Origin of the sequence: Giesbergeria anulus (assembly GCF_900111115.1) — a bacterium.
Classification (GTDB): domain Bacteria; phylum Pseudomonadota; class Gammaproteobacteria; order Burkholderiales; family Burkholderiaceae_C; genus Simplicispira; species Simplicispira anulus.
This window is the reverse complement of record NZ_FOGD01000002.1, coordinates 273,865-290,321: the sequence shown is the minus strand read 5'-3', so window position 1 is coordinate 290,321 and position 16,457 is coordinate 273,865. Positions and strand designations below refer to the sequence as shown.

Sequence of the window (16,457 nt, the reverse complement as noted above, 5' to 3'; positions counted from 1 at the left end):
AAAGATGCCCACATCCCACAAGAGTAGCCTGCGCGTCCGGCTGTTGCTGCTGGTAGCGCTGATTGTGTTTTTGGGCTACGCCCTCACACTCACTGTGCTAGCACACCAAGCTGGCAAGCTCCAACACGAAGGCGTATTGCGCTATACCGAAGAGCTGGCTACCAGCCAAGGTCACAAAGCGACGACAGACCTAGAACGTGGCATGGACGCAGCGCGTACCTTGGCCCATGGTTTGGGGCAACTCAAAACTGCCGGACTGGCCAACCGTGCCAGTGCTGATGCGCTGCTCAAGGGGGTGTTGGCAGGTAACTCTTCTCTGCTCGCGGTGTGGTCTGGCTGGGAGCCCAATGCTTTTGATGGCAAAGACAGCGAATATGTTAACCAGCCGGGGCACGATGCCACAGGCCGTTACATCCCTTACTGGAACCGGGGCAGCGGTCAGTTGATTGTGGAGCCGCTGACGGATTATGAAAAGCCCGTTGCTGGTGACTATTACCTACTGCCCAAAAAGACCGGCGAAGAAACGCTGATCGAGCCCTACAAATACGTGGTGAGTGGCAAAGAAATGCTCATTACCAGTTTGGTGGTTCCAATTGTGGTAGATGGCCGCTTTGTCGGGGTGGCTGGGGTCGATTTGACGCTAGAGAGCCTGCAAAAAATCACCTCGCAAGTGCGTATTTTTGAAAGCGGCTACGCCAGCCTGCTGTCGCACACAGGTATCTTTTTGGCCGACCAAGACCCAGCCAACGTAGGTAAAGAAATGGCTAAGGGTGCCGACACCGACCAAGCACGAGCAGCTATTGCCGCAGGGCAGATGTTGCGCACTGAAGTACACAGCGAGCGCCTGAACCAGAGCCTAACCCGTATTTATATGCCTTTGCATATTGGGGCCAGCAAAACGCCTTGGTCTTTTGCTGTTAGCGTGCCTAACAGTGAAATCATGGACAAAATCCACCAGCAGCGCTGGCTGGCTGCTGGGCTGGGCCTGTTGGGCATTCTGTTGGTGGCAGTGGGCTTGGCCGTAGCGTTGGATCGCATGGTGTTGCGTCCGTTGGGTGGCGAGCCAGAGCACGCCACAGCCATTGCTGCGCGTGTAGCTGACGGCGATTTGAGCCAGCCGATTACCGTGCACCCGCATGACCACGACAGCTTAATGGCACAACTGCAAAAAATGCAAAACGGCTTGGCCGGTGTGGTGGCCAAAGTGCGCCAAGGGGCTGAAGGCGTGGCTACTGCCAGTACCGAAATTGCCCAAGGCAACCACGATCTGTCTGGGCGCACCGAAAGCCAAGCCAGTGCGCTGGAAGAAACGGCGGCCTCCATGTCGCAGCTAGGCTCGGCAGTGACACAAAATGCCGACCACGCCCGCCAAGCCAACGAGCTAGCCCGCCATGCCTCAAGTGTCGCGGTGCAGGGCGGTGAAGCCGTGAACCGGGTGATTGAGACCATGCGCGAGATCAATGACAGCTCGCGCAAAATTGCCGACATCATCAGCGTGATTGACGGTATTGCCTTCCAAACCAATATTCTGGCGCTCAATGCGGCGGTAGAAGCAGCCCGCGCTGGTGAGCAAGGCCGAGGGTTTGCGGTGGTGGCCTCTGAGGTGCGCAACCTTGCCGGACGCTCGGCCAATGCCGCTAAAGAAATCAAGGAGCTGATTAACGCCAGCGTGAACCGTGTCGAGGTGGGTGCCAGCCAAGTCGATCAGGCAGGGCGCACCATGACCGAGATGGTCAGTGCCATCCAGCGCGTTACCGACATCATGGGTGAGATCAGTAGCGCCAGCGGGCAGCAAAGTACTGGGGTGGGCCAAGTGAGTGATGCCGTGATGCAGATGGACCAAGTAACGCAGCAAAATGCGGCCTTGGTTGAAGAGATGGCCGCCGCTGCCACCAGCCTGAAGGGCCAAGCACAGGAGTTGGTGCAGGCCGTGGGCGTTTTCAAGCTCAACACCCATCACACTGGCCCCCAGACTGGAGCAAATGCACGCGCCCCAGCTTACGCCAGTTCGGTACGCAAACCAGCCACCCCAGTGACACCTCCAAAACTGCGGTCTGCTGCATCCAAACCAATAGCGCCTCTGGCCCTATCAGCTAAAGCCACATCCGACGATGATGGCTGGGAGAAATTCTGACGTTGCCATATAGACGCAATCAGGGTATCGTTGATGCAACTATAGCTTACAATAGCTTACAATAGTTGCATTAAGTTACCATCAATCAGGCAATCCTCCACCCATGATATATCAAAATAAATGGGTTTATTTCAACTAATAGAAGAAAGGTAGAGACCATGGGAAATTGGAAGATAAGCACCCGCCTATCAGGTGCCTTTGGCTTGATTGTTGTATTGCTTTTGATTTTGGCAGGTGCATCCTTGCTCAAGATGAAAGACATGAGCGATGCTTCAGATGATTTAGCAACCAACTGGTTGCCATCTATATCCTCTGTCAAAACAATGAATCTGCTGCATAGCGATTTGCGTTTGTTGATGATGGAGCACATGATTAACTCCGATAAAAACAGCATTTCTAAAATAGAGTCGGCTATTCAAGAGCAAATTAAAGAAATCGAAAAAACTCAGAAAGTTTATGAAGCGCTCATAACTGAGCCAGAAGAAAAAATAGCTTTTAAATCTTATCTTGAAAAATGGCAGAAACTTCAGGCAATTGAAAAAAGAGCACTGCAATTAAGTAGTCAAGGCTTGGATGATGATACCAAGATAGCTTTGGAGCGAGAATCTAAACCCATGTTTGATAGCATGGGCAATGATCTGGATAAGCTGGTTAAAGTTAATGAAAAAGGCAGTGAAGATTCAGCAAAAAAATCTAATGCTGCCTACAAAACAGCACACCTGCAAATCATTGTGCTCGTAATTGTTGCTCTTGGTGCCACTGTGGCATTGAGCCTTTTTATTATCCGCTCTATCACCACCCCTCTGAACTATGCCGTAGAGGCTGTTCGCCATATAGCCCAAGGCGATCTGAGCCGCCCCATTGAAGTGCGCAACCACGATGAATTGGGCACTTTACTGTCTACGATGAGCGAAATGCAAACCTCCCTGATTGGCGTGGTAAGCAGCGTTCGTACAGGTTCTGAATCAGTGGCTACCGCCAGTGCTGAAATTGCCCAAGGCAACCAAGACCTGTCTTCACGCACCGAAAACCAAGCCAGTGCGCTGGAGCAAACAGCCTCTAGCATGGAGCACCTAGGCTCGACCGTACGCCAAAATGCCGACAACGCCCGCCAAGCCAACCAACTGGCCCAGCAAGCGAGCAGTGTGGCTGCCGAAGGTGGCGATGTGGTGGGCCAAGTGGTTGAAACCATGAAAGAAATCAACACCAGCTCGCAAAAAATTGCCGACATCATTAGCGTGATTGATGGTATTGCGTTCCAAACCAATATCTTGGCCCTGAATGCTGCGGTAGAGGCAGCCCGTGCCGGTGAGCAAGGCCGTGGCTTTGCCGTCGTGGCCTCTGAAGTGCGTGCTTTGGCCGGACGCAGCGCTGCCGCCGCCAAGGAGATCAAAACCCTGATTGATGCCAGCGTGGATCGCGTAGGGCAAGGAACGCTCTTGGTGGACAAGGCAGGCCAAACCATGAGCAAGGTGGTCAGCAGTATCCAGCAAGTGACTGACATCATGGGCGAGATCAGTGCCGCCAGCACAGAACAAAGCGCTGGTGTGATTGAGATTGGTCAGGCGGTAACGCAAATGGATCAGGCTACGCAGCAAAATGCCGCGCTGGTTGAAGAAATGGCCGCTGCTGCCAGCAGCTTGAAAGTGCAAGCACAAGAACTGGTGCAAACTGTGTCGGTATTCCAGTTGGGCGGCAACGGCCAGCGCAGCAAGGTGCAGCAACGCCCACCAGCAGCGGCCAGCCCAGCAACTCGCCCCACTGTGCGCCACGCTTCGGCCTTACCAGCGGCCACGGCTGCACGGCCTAGCGTGTCCACCACCCCGCCCCCGCGTAAAACTGCTGCTGCACTGCCCCCGCCCGCTGCACCACGCACCACCACGGCACAAAACGATGGCGACTGGGAAAGCTTTTAACCTTTTTGCTTCATGTCTTTGAACATCCCTGAACACTCCCAGTTGGGCAAGGCTTCTGCCTATACCGACCAATACGATCCCAGCTTGCTGTTTCCACTACCACGGGCCAGCAAACGCAGTGAGATCGGTATCACGGCAGCGCCGCCCTTTTTTGGGGCTGATCTGTGGACGGCCTTTGAGCTGTCTTGGCTCAATTTGCGTGGCAAGCCGCAGGTGGCGCTGGCCCACATCACGGTGCCCTGCGAAACGCCCAACCTGATCGAAAGCAAATCGTTCAAGCTCTACTTAAACAGTTTGAACAACACCCGCTTTGCCGATGCCGACGAGGTGCAGGCGCGCATCCGCGCCGATGTCAGTGAGGCTGCGTGGCGCGGTGCCGACCGCACCGCCACGGTGGGCGTCAAACTGCTCTTGCCGGAGGTGTTTGACCGCGAGCCAGTCCACGAACTCGATGGTTTGCTGCTCGATAGGCTAGATGTGGAGTGCACGCGCTACCAACCCGCTCCTGATCTACTGACGGCACAGTTTGACCAAGCCCCAGTGAGTGAAGTGCTGGTGAGCCATCTGCTCAAAAGCAACTGCTTGGTTACAGGGCAGCCCGATTGGGGCAGCGTGCAAATTGCCTACAGTGGCCCGCAAATTGACCAAGAGGGGTTGCTGCAATATTTGGTGAGTTTTCGCAACCACCATGAGTTTCATGAGCAGTGCGTCGAGCGCATTTTTATGGATATCCGCGAGCGTTGCAAACCGATCAAACTGACGGTGTATGCCCGTTACACGCGCCGGGGTGGGTTAGACATCAACCCACTGCGCACCAGCCACCCGCAGGCGCTGCCGCGCAACGTTCGTACAGCGCGGCAATAAATGCACCCCGCTTAGGGCAACTGAAACACCGCCAGCGTGCGCCCCAACACCCCGGCGTTGGTGCTCATCGCTGCGGCGGTAGAAGCCGACTCCTGCACTTGGGCGGCGTTCTCTTGGGTCACGCGGTCTAGCTCGGTCACGGCTTGATTGACTTGCGCAATGCCTTGTGATTGCTCTTGGGTGGCTGCGCCCATGTGCTCCATCAGCTGATTGACGTGGGCCACTGATTCGACCACCTCTTGGATGGTTTGGCGTGCCGATTGCATCTGGCTGGCTCCGCGCTCAATATGGGCACTGGACTCACCGATCAAACTTTTGATTTCGCGCGCTGCGGTCGCGCTGCGCTGGGCCAGCGCCCGCACCTCACCGGCCACCACGGCAAAGCCTCGGCCCTGCTCACCAGCACGGGCTGCTTCTACCGCCGCATTGAGCGCCAACAAATTGGTCTGAAAAGCAATGCCCTCAATGGTGCCAATAATCTGCCCCATCTTGTGTGAAGACTGCTCGATGGACTGTACGGCCTCTCCCACCTCTGTGACTACCTGACCGCCCCGGCGCGCCAAATCGGCGCTGTGCTCACTCTCGCGCAGCACTTGCTGGGCTGTGTCTGCGGCTTGGCGCACGGTGCTGGAGAGCTGCTCCATAGAGGCGGCGGTTTGCTCCAAATTGCTGGCTTGCGCGTCGGTGCGCTCGGCCAGTGTTTGGGCACTGTAGGCGATGGTGTCGGCAATTTCACCAAAGCCGTTGATCTCAGCGCGGGCATCACCCACAATGGCGCGCATATTGACTTGTATTTGTTGCAAACGCTCCATCAACAGCGCCACTGGATGGCGCTCTTGGATTCGCCGTTCATCGCCAGAGATACTGCAACCCGCAATGCCAATAGCCAACTGATTGGCATCGGCCAGCGCCAATGTAATGCGCTGATGAAAATGCCACAACATGATGCCGGAGACCAAAAACACCAGTGTGACTTGCCCTGCGACCACGGCAGGATTGCTGGCCCAGCCCATCGTTTGCGGCACCAAGGCCACCGCCCACAAGGGCACCATCATGGCCAGCATACGCTCGGTAAACGTAGCGCGCTGCAAGCGCCCTACCCAGTCACGCCAGCCTGTGGGGCGCACCCGGCCCGCGTGCAGATAAAAACTATGATGCCCAGATTGGCGCTCTTGCACTACGCGCACATACAGGGCCTCGGCCTCACGGACTTCTTCACGGGTGGGTTTGACCCGCACCGACATATAGCCCTTGGGTTTGCCGTTTTCCATCAGTGGTGTGACGTGGGCACGTACCCAGTAAAAACTGCCATCTTTGCGCCGGTTTTTGACTGCCCCCACCCAAGTACGGCCATTGCCAATGGTTTGCCACATATCCTTAAAGGCTTCAGGGGGCATGTCGGGGTGGCGTACCATATTGTGTGGCTGGCCCATGAGCTCGCTGATAGTGTAGCCGCTCACCCTAGAAAACGCCGCATTGCAGTGGGTAATCATGCCCCTGGCATCGGTGGTGGACATCAGCAACTCTTGGCCCGAGTAGTCAAACTCGTGTGGCGTTACAGGCAGGTTGTTGCGCATGGAGCAAATCCTCAGTTGAAGTCCTGAATATATGCAAGCTGGCAGCATTTTTGGGCCACCAATGCAACAAAATTCAGCCTTATTTCAACTTATCGCAAACTCGTTAACTGAGGCGAAACACTTCTAGGGAACGTGACAGTGCTGTCGAGCTGCTCTTGAGTGCATCGGCAGCGTCTGCTGTTTGCTCAACCAGCGCCGCGTTTTGCTGGGTTGCGGTTTCTAGCTGCATCATGGCCGTATTGGCTCGGTCAATACCCACCGACTGCTCGGTGGTGGCATTGCTGATTTGGCGCACCAACTCACTGACCCGCGACACTGAGGCCACCACCTCGGCGATGGTACGCCCAGCCTGTGCCATTTCCTCGGTGCCGTCTTTGACTTGGCGCGCCGAGGCCCCAATCAAGGTACGGATTTCTTTGGCTGCTTGGGCACTGCGCTGGGCTAGCGCCCGCACCTCACCTGCCACCACGGCAAAGCCCCGGCCTTGCTCGCCCGCCCGCGCAGCCTCTACCGCCGCATTGAGCGCCAGCAAATTGGTCTGAAAAGCAATGCCTTCAATCACCGCGATGATGTCGCCCACTTGGCGCGAAGACTGCTCAATGGCCTGCATGGCTTGGCCTACCTGCTGCACGGCTTGGCCGCCTTCGCGGGCCACCCCAGCACTTTTCATACTGTCGCCTGAGACCTGCTCGGCGGTCTGCGCCGTTTGGTGTACAGCCGCAGACAAAGTTTCCATCACCGTGGCCGTTTGCTCTAGGCTGCGTGCTTGGGCTTCTGTGTGGCGGTACAGATCGTGGCCGCCTTGGGCAATGTGGTCTGCTGCCTTCATGAAGCCCGAAATCTCGGTGCGCACATCACCGACCACAGCGTGTAAATTGACCTGAATCTGTTGTAGGCTGCGCGCCATCGGTTGCAGCGAGTTGGCAAACTGCGAGGTGTCAAATGGCCCATTGAGGTTGCAGGCAGCAATATCGCGGGCAAAGTCGCTGGCATAGCGTATGCCACCGACAATGCGGCTGTGGAACCAAGCGAGCACGGCGGCACTGCCGCCCAGTACCAAAGCTAACTCTGCGCCCCAAGCCAGTGGCCCTTGCCAGTCCAGCCAACGCGGCAGCGTAGCCACAGCGCTGATGCCCACTAGCATCAGGCCCAGCGTGGGAGTAGCGCCGAGCTGGCGCAGCCGCTGCAAGACACCGCGCAGTCCGGGATATACCACCCCTCCCCGGCGCAAGCGCAAGGACTCACGCTGCGCGGCAAAATCGGCACGCAATTGGGCATACAGGCCGGTGGCTAAGGCGATTTCGGCCCGGCTGGGCTTGGTGCGCACCGACATGTAGCTGGTGGGCTTGCCTTTTTCCATGATGGGCGTGACATTAGCGCGCACCCAGTAAAAATCACCATTTTTGCGCCGGTTTTTTACGATACCCGACCAAGGCAGACCACGGCCCACCGTGGCCCACAGGTCTTTGTAGGCTTGGGGCGGCATATCGGGGTGGCGGATCAGGTTGTGCGGCTGGCCTACCAGCTCTTCGTAAGAGTAGCCGCTGGCGTCCATAAAGGCTTGGTTGCAATGCGTGATGACGCCGGTGGTGTCGGTGGTAGACACCAACATATTTTGTGCAGGAAAATCGTACTCCTGATCTGTCACGGGCAAATTCACACGCATGAATGGGTCTCCTCCTCAAAACCGTCCTACTTTGGTGCGCGAGAGTTTATAACTGGACAGGAGCGAGTGGTTTTGTATTTTTTTCTTCTTGCTGCCTGGCTAGTCGATCAGTGCATGGCCCGCAGTGGGCACAAGCAGATCAAAACCAGCAAATCAGCACCAAACCGGCCACCACCATCAGCATGCCGGTTTTTTCTTGCCAGAGCAGTTGCTCACTCAAGATACGTCGCGAGACAAAATAGCTAAACACTACCTCAATCATGCCCAAAGTGCGCACCTGCCCCACACTTTGCAAAGCATATGCGGTAAACCAAGCAATAGAAGCTGTCGCCCCCATCGCGCCGGTCAGCAACGATACCCGCCAAGCCCGCCACAGTGGTGCCAGCCCCTGCGGGCTGCGCCAAGCAACCCAAGCCCCCAGCCCGACCGATTGCAGGCTCTGGGCCAACAAGACTCCCCAAGCCCCCGACACCCACGGCGAGGCGGCATCCAGCGCCAGCGCGCCACCCCGAAAACATACCGTGGCAATGGCAAAACAGGCACCACCTGCCAGCCCATACAAGGCCGACGGGCTTAACCAAGCTGACAAAGATAGCCACTGCCCGCGCCCCGGTAGAGACAGCGTGACCACACCCAGCGTCGATAGCACCATCGCCACCAAGGCCAAAGGAGTAGGCAGTTCGTGCAAGAACACGGCAGCAAACAAGGCTACTTGCAGCACTTCGGTTTTAGCCAGCGTGACGGCCACGGCAAAATTGCGCTCCTCCATTGCGCGCAACAATGCCGCCGTTGCCAAAATCTGGAACAGTGCCCCCAAGGCAATCCAGCCGACATAGCTGGCGCTGAACTGCGGCAGCACCCGCGCTGCGGGCAACAGCAGGTACAAGGCGGCCAAATAGACCACCGCAAATGGCAGCCCGTACAAAAAGCGCACCAAGGTGGCGGGCAGGGTGCCTAATTCAGAAGTTAACGAGCGCTGCGCTGTGTTGCGCACGGTTTGCGCCAGTGCAGCCACCAGCACCACTGGTACCCATAACCAATCTGGAGACGCAGCCATCAGCAGACCCCCCGTGGCTGTGGGTAGCTACCCGGCCACAGCACCGAAGCATCTACCGTGCGGATATCGGTGTGGCCGCAAAAGGCCATGGTCGTGTCCAACTCTTTGTGGATAAGCTCTAGCGCCCGCGTCACGCCCGCTTGGCCTGCCGCTCCCAAGCCATACAAAAAGCTGCGCCCGATCAAGGTGCCGCGTGCGCCCAAAGCCAGCGCCTTGAGCACATCTTGCCCGCTGCGAATGCCACCATCCATCCACACCTCTGTGTGTTGGCCCACGGCCTGTGCGATGGCGGGCAAGGCTTCAATGGTGGATGGCGCACCGTCTAACTGGCGTCCGCCGTGGTTGCTAACGATGATGGCATCGGCCCCCGTGGCTACGGCAAGGCGGGCATCTTCGGCATCCATGATGCCCTTGAGGACGAGCTTGCCCCCCCAGCGGCGCTTGATCCATTCCACATCGTTCCAGTTGAGCGTTGGGTCAAACTGCGCTGCCGTCCAAGCTCCCAAAGAAGACAGGCTATCAACTCCTTGCACATGGCCGATGATGTTGCCAAAGGTGCGCCGGGGCGTGCCCAGCATAGCGCGGCACCAGCGTGGCTTGCTGGCCAAGTTGAGCAGGTTCGCCAGCGTGGGGCGCACCGGCACTGAGAGGCCGTTTTTGATGTCTTTGTGGCGCTGGCCTTGCAATTGCAAATCCAAAGTCAGTTGCAGCGCTGAGCAGCCTGCCGCCTTAGACCGATCTATCAGGCGGCCCACAAAATCACGGTCGCGCATTACATACAACTGGAACCAAAACGGGTGCCGCCCGGTGTGCGCTGCCACGTCTTCCATCGAGCAGATGCTCATGGTCGAGAGCGTGAACGGCACACCAAAGGCTTGCGCCGCACGGGCGGCCAAAATTTCGCCATCGGCGTGCTGCATACCCGTCAGGCCAGTGGGGGCCAGTGCCACGGGCATTGCCACCGTCTGGCCCACCATCGTGCTGCGGGTGCTGCGCCCGCTCAGGTTGATAGCTACGCGCTGGCGCAGGCGGATGCGTTGCAAATCGGCCTCGTTGGCGCGGTAGGTGCTCTCGGTGTAAGAGCCGGTATCTACATAGTCATAAAACATACGCGGCACACGGCGCTGGGCCAGTTGGCGCAGGTCTTCAATACAGGTGATATGGGCAAGGTCGGTCATGGCGAATGGGTTAGGCTTGGCGCGGTGCAATGGCGGCAGGGGCCAGCCCCTCGCCTTGGTAGAGATAAAAACGGCCCCGCCCGGCGCGCTTGGCTGCATACATGGCCTCATCGGCATGGCGTGCCAGCGTTTCAAATGAGCTGCCATGCTGCGCAAACAATGCCACGCCGCCACTGACGCCCACACAACTGGTTTGGCCAGCGCAGCCCTGTTGTAACTGGAATGGTGCCTCGCAGGTGGCCAAAATTTTGTGTGCCAGCCGCTCAATGTGGGCAGGGTTGTCTAGCCCCGGCAGCAAGAGGACGAACTCATCGCCGCCTTGGCGGCACACGGTATCAGATTCGCGCACTGTGGCCTTCAGGCGCCGGGCAAACTCTACCAGCAGTTGGTCGCCAGCATCGTGGCCTAGGCAGTCATTGACTTGCTTAAAGCCGTCTAAATCTAGATAAACCACTGCCAGCAGCTTGCCGTCGCGTCGCGCTTGGGCCAGTGCATGGCGCGTGCGGTCTTGCAATAGCAGGCGATTGGGCAAATCGGTGAGAGAGTCGTATTGCGCCAGATGGGCCATGCGCGCGGCCATCGCCATGGTTTCGGTCATGTCGTGCAGCACCATGACGGCACCACTGAGCTGGTCGTGGCGGTCAATGATCGGGCTGGCCGATTCTTCTACATCGTAACGCTGCCCCTGCCTGCCATGCAGCACTACGCCACGGGTAGGCCCACAACATAAACGGGTGCTGAGCACATCATGTAGGGGGCTGGGTTGGGGCTGGTTGCCATAGCCCAGATACAGGGGCACCACTACATCAGCATCTTGACCAGCAGCATCGGCCAGAGGCCACCCCGTCATGCGTTCGGCCACTGGGTTGAGGTAAGTGATGTGCCCTTGAGCATCGGTGCAGACCACCGCATCGCCAATAGAGCGCAGAGTCAGGCGGATACGTTCTTTTTCTTCAAACAGCTCATCTTCCATGCGCTTGCGCTCGGTGATGTCGATCAGCTGCGCCAAAATACCACGCACTTGGCCTTTGTCTAAATCGGGGGTGTAGGTGATATAGACATGGCGCTTATCGCCTTGGGCATCGGTCAGACGCCGTTCAAAGGATTGGGCTTGTCCTTGCAAAGCTTTCTCTAGGTAGGGTTGCACGGCAGCGTAGGCTTGGGGGCCAAGCAAGGTGGCAGCGGGCATACCGCGCAGTTGTTCGGGCGAAATGCCAAACCAGCGTTCGGTGGCTCGGTTGGCAAAGCGGTTGTGCAAATCGCTGTCCCAATAGCTGACCATTGAGGGCAGGTTGTCCAAAATGGTGCGCAGGTCGTGTTGTGCTTGTTGCAGCTGGCTACTCACGGCTTGGCGGCGTTCCAGTTCACGGGCAAACAGCACTGCCAAACCAACGCAGGCTACCATGAGCACCACGGCAAAAATACCCAACCACATCGCGCTGCGTCGCCAGTCGGCCAGCACTGAGTCCACCGCTTGGGCTACGTTAATCACCAGCGGATAGCCCTCTACCCATTCAAACGCATACATGCGCCATACGCCATCGAACACCGCTTGGCTAGCGAAAGTGCCTTGGGGGGCCGCTTGCAATTGGCGCATGTTGTCGGTGCCCGCCAGCGATTTGCCGGTGTCCTTCCCTCCGTACGGAAAGCGCACCACCACCGTGCCATTGCGCAAAAATAAGTTAATCCCGCTGTGCGGCCCCAGTTGGACAGAGGAAAACAACCGATTAAAGTGCTCCAATTGAATCAGCCCTAACACCACCCCAGCCACTTGGTCATCGGCACCACGGTAGGTGTGGCTCATCGGCAATACATAGAGACCAGACAAGGGGCTTATCATCGGCTTGCCCACGTGCAGCCCGTGGTGCTGGCCTGAGGGCAACAGCGCTAAAGCCTCAAGGTCTAACTGGGTGTTGGGTGGCAACGCCACAGCCTCTGGGGCCAGCACCACTTGTCCGGCTTGGTTTACCACCAGCACCGCCTCTAGGCCGGGCAAGCTGTTTCCACCCAAGACCGATGCCATAGACGGAGTGGGCGTGGTTTGCATTTCCGTGACGACATGCAGTAGCGGATCTTCAAAGCCATCCAAGCTGTGGCGTACGGCCAGTGCCAGCGTATGGGCCAAGTTCACTTGGGTGCGGCTGGCAAAATTCCACTGGTCTTGCCGCATGGTAGATATGGCATGAACAAACAGAGTGCCAATCCCCAGCGAGAGCAGCAAAGCCAGCAAAATCAATTGACGGGAGCGGGTAAAGCGCACGGTGCAGTCGGGTGGCATAGGGGGGGGACAGCCATTGTAGGGATACCCAGAAATTGCTGCTGGGCGCGCCGTGCCGGGGCTAAAACGTGGCTAGAGTCGTTAGCATAGGCAGCTTTTCTATCCACCAGGAGTTGAAACCGTGCCTGCCTTGCTGCTCTTGATCCCTGTCCTGATCGCCCTTGCTGCCTTGGTCTGGTGGAAGCTGCGCCCTGCCGCCCGCCAGAACCACACCGATACCCCCCAGAAACTGGGCCAAGAGCAGATGCCCCCCCCCGCCCCACAGCCACCCACCATCTTGCCCGCCAAGCGCCCTACAGTGCCGCTGGCAGGAATGGACGGACAGGCGGTTGCACCACTGCCTGCGCCTGTGGCGCACAGCGCCGTGGTCTTGCCACCTGACACTCCCCCAGAGTTGGCCGCATTCCACTGGATGTTAGAGCGCGACCTGTCTTCGGCACGGCATAAAGCACTGATGACGGTGATTGGTGGCATTCCGCGCCCGCCACTGTCGATGCAAAAACTGCTGGAGCCTGATTTTTTTACCCGTGCTGATCCCGCAGAACTAAGCGAGCTGCTGATGGGTGAGCCACTGATTGCAGCGCGGGTGCTGGCCATCGTCAATTCACCGTTGTATGGCCTGTCCCAGCCCGTGACCAGCATTGAGCCAGCTGTGACGCTGCTGGGCATGGACACGGTGCGCAATGTTTGCCTGCAATATATGTTGGCGCAAGCCTTTCGCCCTGAGCTGGCATCAGCGCAGCGCTCGTTTGATGCCATCTGGAAGGCCAGCGCCACTGCCAGCGAGCTGTGCTTGTACTTGGGCAAAGAGCTGGGCTTGCCTGAGCCGGGAGTCTTGGCTACCAAAGTGGTGTTGGCGTTTGTCGGCCATCTGGCAGCAGCCTCGCTGCTGCCCAGCAATGGCGTAGAAGAATGGCTGATGCAAGACCGGCTGCGCCGCGCCAAACTAGAGCAAGAGGTGATTGGCTTGGCCGCTGGTGAGGTTGCCAGCTTGGTACTGCGCTTGTGGGAACTGCCCACCACCTTGGTGGAAGATGTCTCGGTCATCAGCCGGGTGCTGGTGACACCGGCCAGTGCCATCGATGACGCACAAGTGCCGCTGCTGGCGCTGGGTTATCTGTGTATTGGTGTGGGCGAAAAGCTGGCGCTGGGCCAGTTGACTTCTATCAAAGCCTACGACTTGGATGCCGATCTAGGCTCCGACACCTTCCATCTGCGCTCTTATTTGGGCCACCCGGCGCTGGCGCAATTGCGCGCCGTGCTGGCCTCTAGCGAGCTGCACACCGCCCTGCACCAGTTGCAAGTGTCTGGCTCTATGCGCCATTGAACAGCAATTTTTCTTTTCTTGATTTTTGGAGCCATCGCCCATGTTTGCCCCGCGTCGCCATTTTCTGACCCGTATCTTGCGCACTGCCGCTTTGGCCGTAACGTGTACCGCCAGCGCTGCGGCCTTGGCACAGACGGCCAAGCCTGTGCATATTCTGGTTGGTTTTCCGGCAGGGGGCGGCACCGATATGGTTGCCCGGCTCTTGGCTGACAAGCTCAAGGAGCCGCTGGGCACGTCGGTGGTGGTGGATAACCGCCCCGGCGCAGGCGGGCAAATTGCGGCGCAAACGCTCAAAGCTGCCCCCGCCGATGGCACCACGCTGTTTTTGTCGCACGATCACACCATCTCCATCTTGCCACTGGTGGTCAAAAACCCCGGCTACCAACCAGCGCAAGATTTTGTGCCGGTGGCCGGGTTTGCCACCTTCGTCAATGCCTTTGCTGTGTCGGCGGGCACCCCAGCCAAGGGCTTTAAGGACTATGTGGAATGGGTCAAAACCCAAGGCGCAGGCAAAGGGGCCGTGGGCATTCCGGCACCAGCGTCCACCCCTGAATTTTTGGTCAAGCTCATCGGTGACAAATACCACCTCGATTTGATCTCTGCACCCTACCGGGGCAGCGCCCCGATGCTGGCCGATATGCTGGGCAACCAGATTGCCGCTGGCGTAGGTTCGGTGCCAGACTTCATTGAGCACCACAAGGCGGGCAAAGTGCGCGTGGTGGCCGTGTTAGGCACCCAGCGCCAAGCCGCCTTGCCTGATGTGCCCACCTTTGACGAGTTGGGCCTGAAGGGTTTTGCAGAACTGCCCTTTTATGGCATCTACGCCCCCAAGGGCACCCCAGCGGCTGAAGTGCAACGCCTGTCGGCTGCGGTGGCCAAGGTGCTGGTCTTGCCCGATGTCCATAAACAGCTTACCGACATGGGCTTGACGGTGGGCTACATGAGTAGCGAGCAATTGGCTACCCGCGAGCGGGCCTATAGCTTGGCTTGGACGCACATCATTCAGAAAAGTGGGTTTCAGCCCCGCTGAAGCAGAGTTGGGCAAGCGCGTACCTGTGCGCCCAATTGACGGCAAGGAGGGCCGTTCCTTGCCTGACGCCTGACACCATCCTCCAAGGTGCAATTGGTGTGGGAAATTGAATCAACCCCCACTTATTTCGACACCAAAAATTACCACGGATCAGCCACTGCTGATAGAGACCCAGCCCCGCTCTTTGCTGCCGGACGAATTGGTCAAGAAGCAGGCACCATCCACCACCACTGAATCTAAACAACACTGCAGGCAATCAGCAACTGCCACGGTATCTTTTACGCTGCTGTGTCCCACATTAGATGTGAATGTGCTTTACACCTTGAGCGGTGTGCAATTAGGTAATTCTTACTGTTACCACTTTGCGGTCACAAAAAAGGCTAAATCAATGGTTGGTTTGACAGGCCAAAGCGGCGGCACCGATTTTGGTTTGATGCTACTTAAAGACGACGGTGCCAACAACGTCAGTATTGTTGGCACTTCAGATGTGGTTGGCAATGGTGATGAAACCATTGTTGCCCTGACTGAACCGGGAAATTATTATTGGTATATGGTGCCTTACGCTACCGATGGCACACCTATCAACTTTGCCGCAGCAGTCAACAACCAAATTGATGCTTACGAGGTCAATGACACCCCAGCAAAGGCAACGGTTTTGCCGGAAAAATTTAATACTATTGTTGGCAATTCGGATAGTACCATCGATCATGATTACTACCAATTTACCGCTGTACGTGGACAGGATGTAGTTGTCGAACTGAATGGCATAGCCAGCGGCACCAGTAACCGCTGGATAACTAAAATTTCTGGCAATGGTATTAATTGGGATATTTTACAGAATGACATTTATAGTAATATTGGTGGATTGCAACAGAATCAGCTTTTGTATGTGCGGGTACGCCCAAATCCCACAGCCACATGGAGTGCAGCCGCTCAATATCAGTTATATTTTGGCTCTAAGCCGACGACTGGAAGTCACTCAGTATCTGGAGAAAACAACCTGATCAGAATTCCATTTTCTGTATTTTAAACCATTATTTAACAACGCAAATTTATCGAAAAATGAACTGAAGCACAAGTGTTAAAGATTCCAAAGATAGTCCACTGCCAAGATCTATGGCAACTTTAAAAATATGGCCTAATTTAATTGCGGATCCCAATTGCACTATATCCTATGATTTAGAAATGAATAGTGGAGGTTCAGCTTTTAGAGTTGTTGATTTTGAATAATGCGTCGGCGATTATAATGTTATTTTTCCAGACGGCTCTAGTGGAATTGCTCGTAATTGGTAAAATTACTTTAATATAGGAGCTTGGAGAATTTATGTTCGCGGCGCAAATGATGCTGGTGTTGGAGGGTTAAATTACCCAGTAGTCTATCTTGGCCATATCTGTAGCATGTCTATGATTTGAGTAATTTAAAAATTCAT

General features: G+C 56.7%; 10 protein-coding genes and 2 pseudogenes. 7 read left to right on the top strand and 5 right to left on the bottom strand.

The window, feature by feature from the left end; genetic code table 11:
* Nucleotides 1-4 precede the first annotated feature (4 nt).
* From BMX55_RS16920 to queF, 4 genes and pseudogenes are all read left to right on the top strand, one after another.
* Nucleotides 5-751: pseudogene (locus BMX55_RS16920) on the top strand (PDC sensor domain-containing protein); the annotation flags it as partial.
* A gap of 465 nt (nucleotides 752-1,216) precedes the next feature.
* A pseudogene (locus tag BMX55_RS16915) lies at nucleotides 1,217-2,134 on the top strand (methyl-accepting chemotaxis protein); the annotation flags it as partial.
* Between the two features lie 158 nt (nucleotides 2,135-2,292).
* Complete coding sequence (locus BMX55_RS16825) at nucleotides 2,293-4,050, top strand: methyl-accepting chemotaxis protein (protein WP_091453935.1); 1,758 nt, start codon at nucleotides 2,293-2,295, stop codon at nucleotides 4,048-4,050.
* Between the two features lie 18 nt (nucleotides 4,051-4,068).
* Nucleotides 4,069-4,914 carry an NADPH-dependent 7-cyano-7-deazaguanine reductase QueF gene (gene queF / locus BMX55_RS05195; RefSeq protein WP_091454855.1) on the top strand — a complete coding sequence of 282 codons (846 nt, stop codon included), beginning with the start codon at nucleotides 4,069-4,071 and terminating at the stop codon, nucleotides 4,912-4,914.
* 11 nt (nucleotides 4,915-4,925) lie between these two features.
* Here the strand turns inward: queF and BMX55_RS05190 are convergent, their stop codons facing one another.
* The 5 genes from BMX55_RS05190 to BMX55_RS05170 form a co-directional block, all read right to left on the bottom strand.
* Nucleotides 4,926-6,491 carry a methyl-accepting chemotaxis protein gene (locus BMX55_RS05190; protein ID WP_091453932.1) on the bottom strand — a complete coding sequence of 522 codons (1,566 nt, stop codon included), beginning with the start codon at nucleotides 6,489-6,491 and terminating at the stop codon, nucleotides 4,926-4,928.
* A 103-nt stretch (nucleotides 6,492-6,594) separates the two neighbouring features.
* Nucleotides 6,595-8,157, bottom strand: a complete 1,563-nt coding sequence (locus BMX55_RS05185; RefSeq protein WP_091453929.1) for a methyl-accepting chemotaxis protein — start codon at nucleotides 8,155-8,157, stop codon at nucleotides 6,595-6,597.
* A 139-nt stretch (nucleotides 8,158-8,296) separates the two neighbouring features.
* Nucleotides 8,297-9,214: a DMT family transporter gene (locus BMX55_RS05180; protein WP_091453926.1), complete on the bottom strand. Its 918-nt coding sequence runs from the start codon at nucleotides 9,212-9,214 to the stop codon at nucleotides 8,297-8,299.
* A complete protein-coding gene (locus BMX55_RS05175) occupies nucleotides 9,214-10,392 on the bottom strand; it encodes an alpha-hydroxy acid oxidase (RefSeq protein ID WP_091453924.1) in 1,179 nt (392 codons plus the stop codon). The genes BMX55_RS05180 and BMX55_RS05175 overlap by 1 nt, the downstream gene beginning before the upstream one ends.
* A gap of 10 nt (nucleotides 10,393-10,402) precedes the next feature.
* Nucleotides 10,403-12,670 carry a diguanylate cyclase domain-containing protein gene (locus tag BMX55_RS05170; RefSeq protein WP_091453918.1) on the bottom strand — a complete coding sequence of 756 codons (2,268 nt, stop codon included), beginning with the start codon at nucleotides 12,668-12,670 and terminating at the stop codon, nucleotides 10,403-10,405.
* 121 nt (nucleotides 12,671-12,791) lie between these two features.
* Between BMX55_RS05170 and BMX55_RS05165 the strand changes: the two genes are divergently transcribed.
* The 3 genes from BMX55_RS05165 to BMX55_RS05155 all read left to right on the top strand — a co-directional run bounded on the left by BMX55_RS05165 (nucleotide 12,792) and on the right by BMX55_RS05155 (nucleotide 16,057).
* On the top strand, nucleotides 12,792-13,997 hold the full coding sequence (locus BMX55_RS05165; protein WP_091453914.1) for an HDOD domain-containing protein: 1,206 nt from the start codon (nucleotides 12,792-12,794) through the stop codon (nucleotides 13,995-13,997).
* 40 nt (nucleotides 13,998-14,037) lie between these two features.
* Complete coding sequence (locus tag BMX55_RS05160; RefSeq protein WP_091453911.1) at nucleotides 14,038-15,027, top strand: Bug family tripartite tricarboxylate transporter substrate binding protein; 990 nt, start codon at nucleotides 14,038-14,040, stop codon at nucleotides 15,025-15,027.
* Between the two features lie 106 nt (nucleotides 15,028-15,133).
* Nucleotides 15,134-16,057 (top strand): hypothetical protein, encoded by a 924-nt coding sequence (locus BMX55_RS05155; protein ID WP_143059579.1) that lies wholly within the window; start codon nucleotides 15,134-15,136, stop codon nucleotides 16,055-16,057.
* The last annotated feature ends 400 nt before the right edge of the window (nucleotides 16,058-16,457 follow it).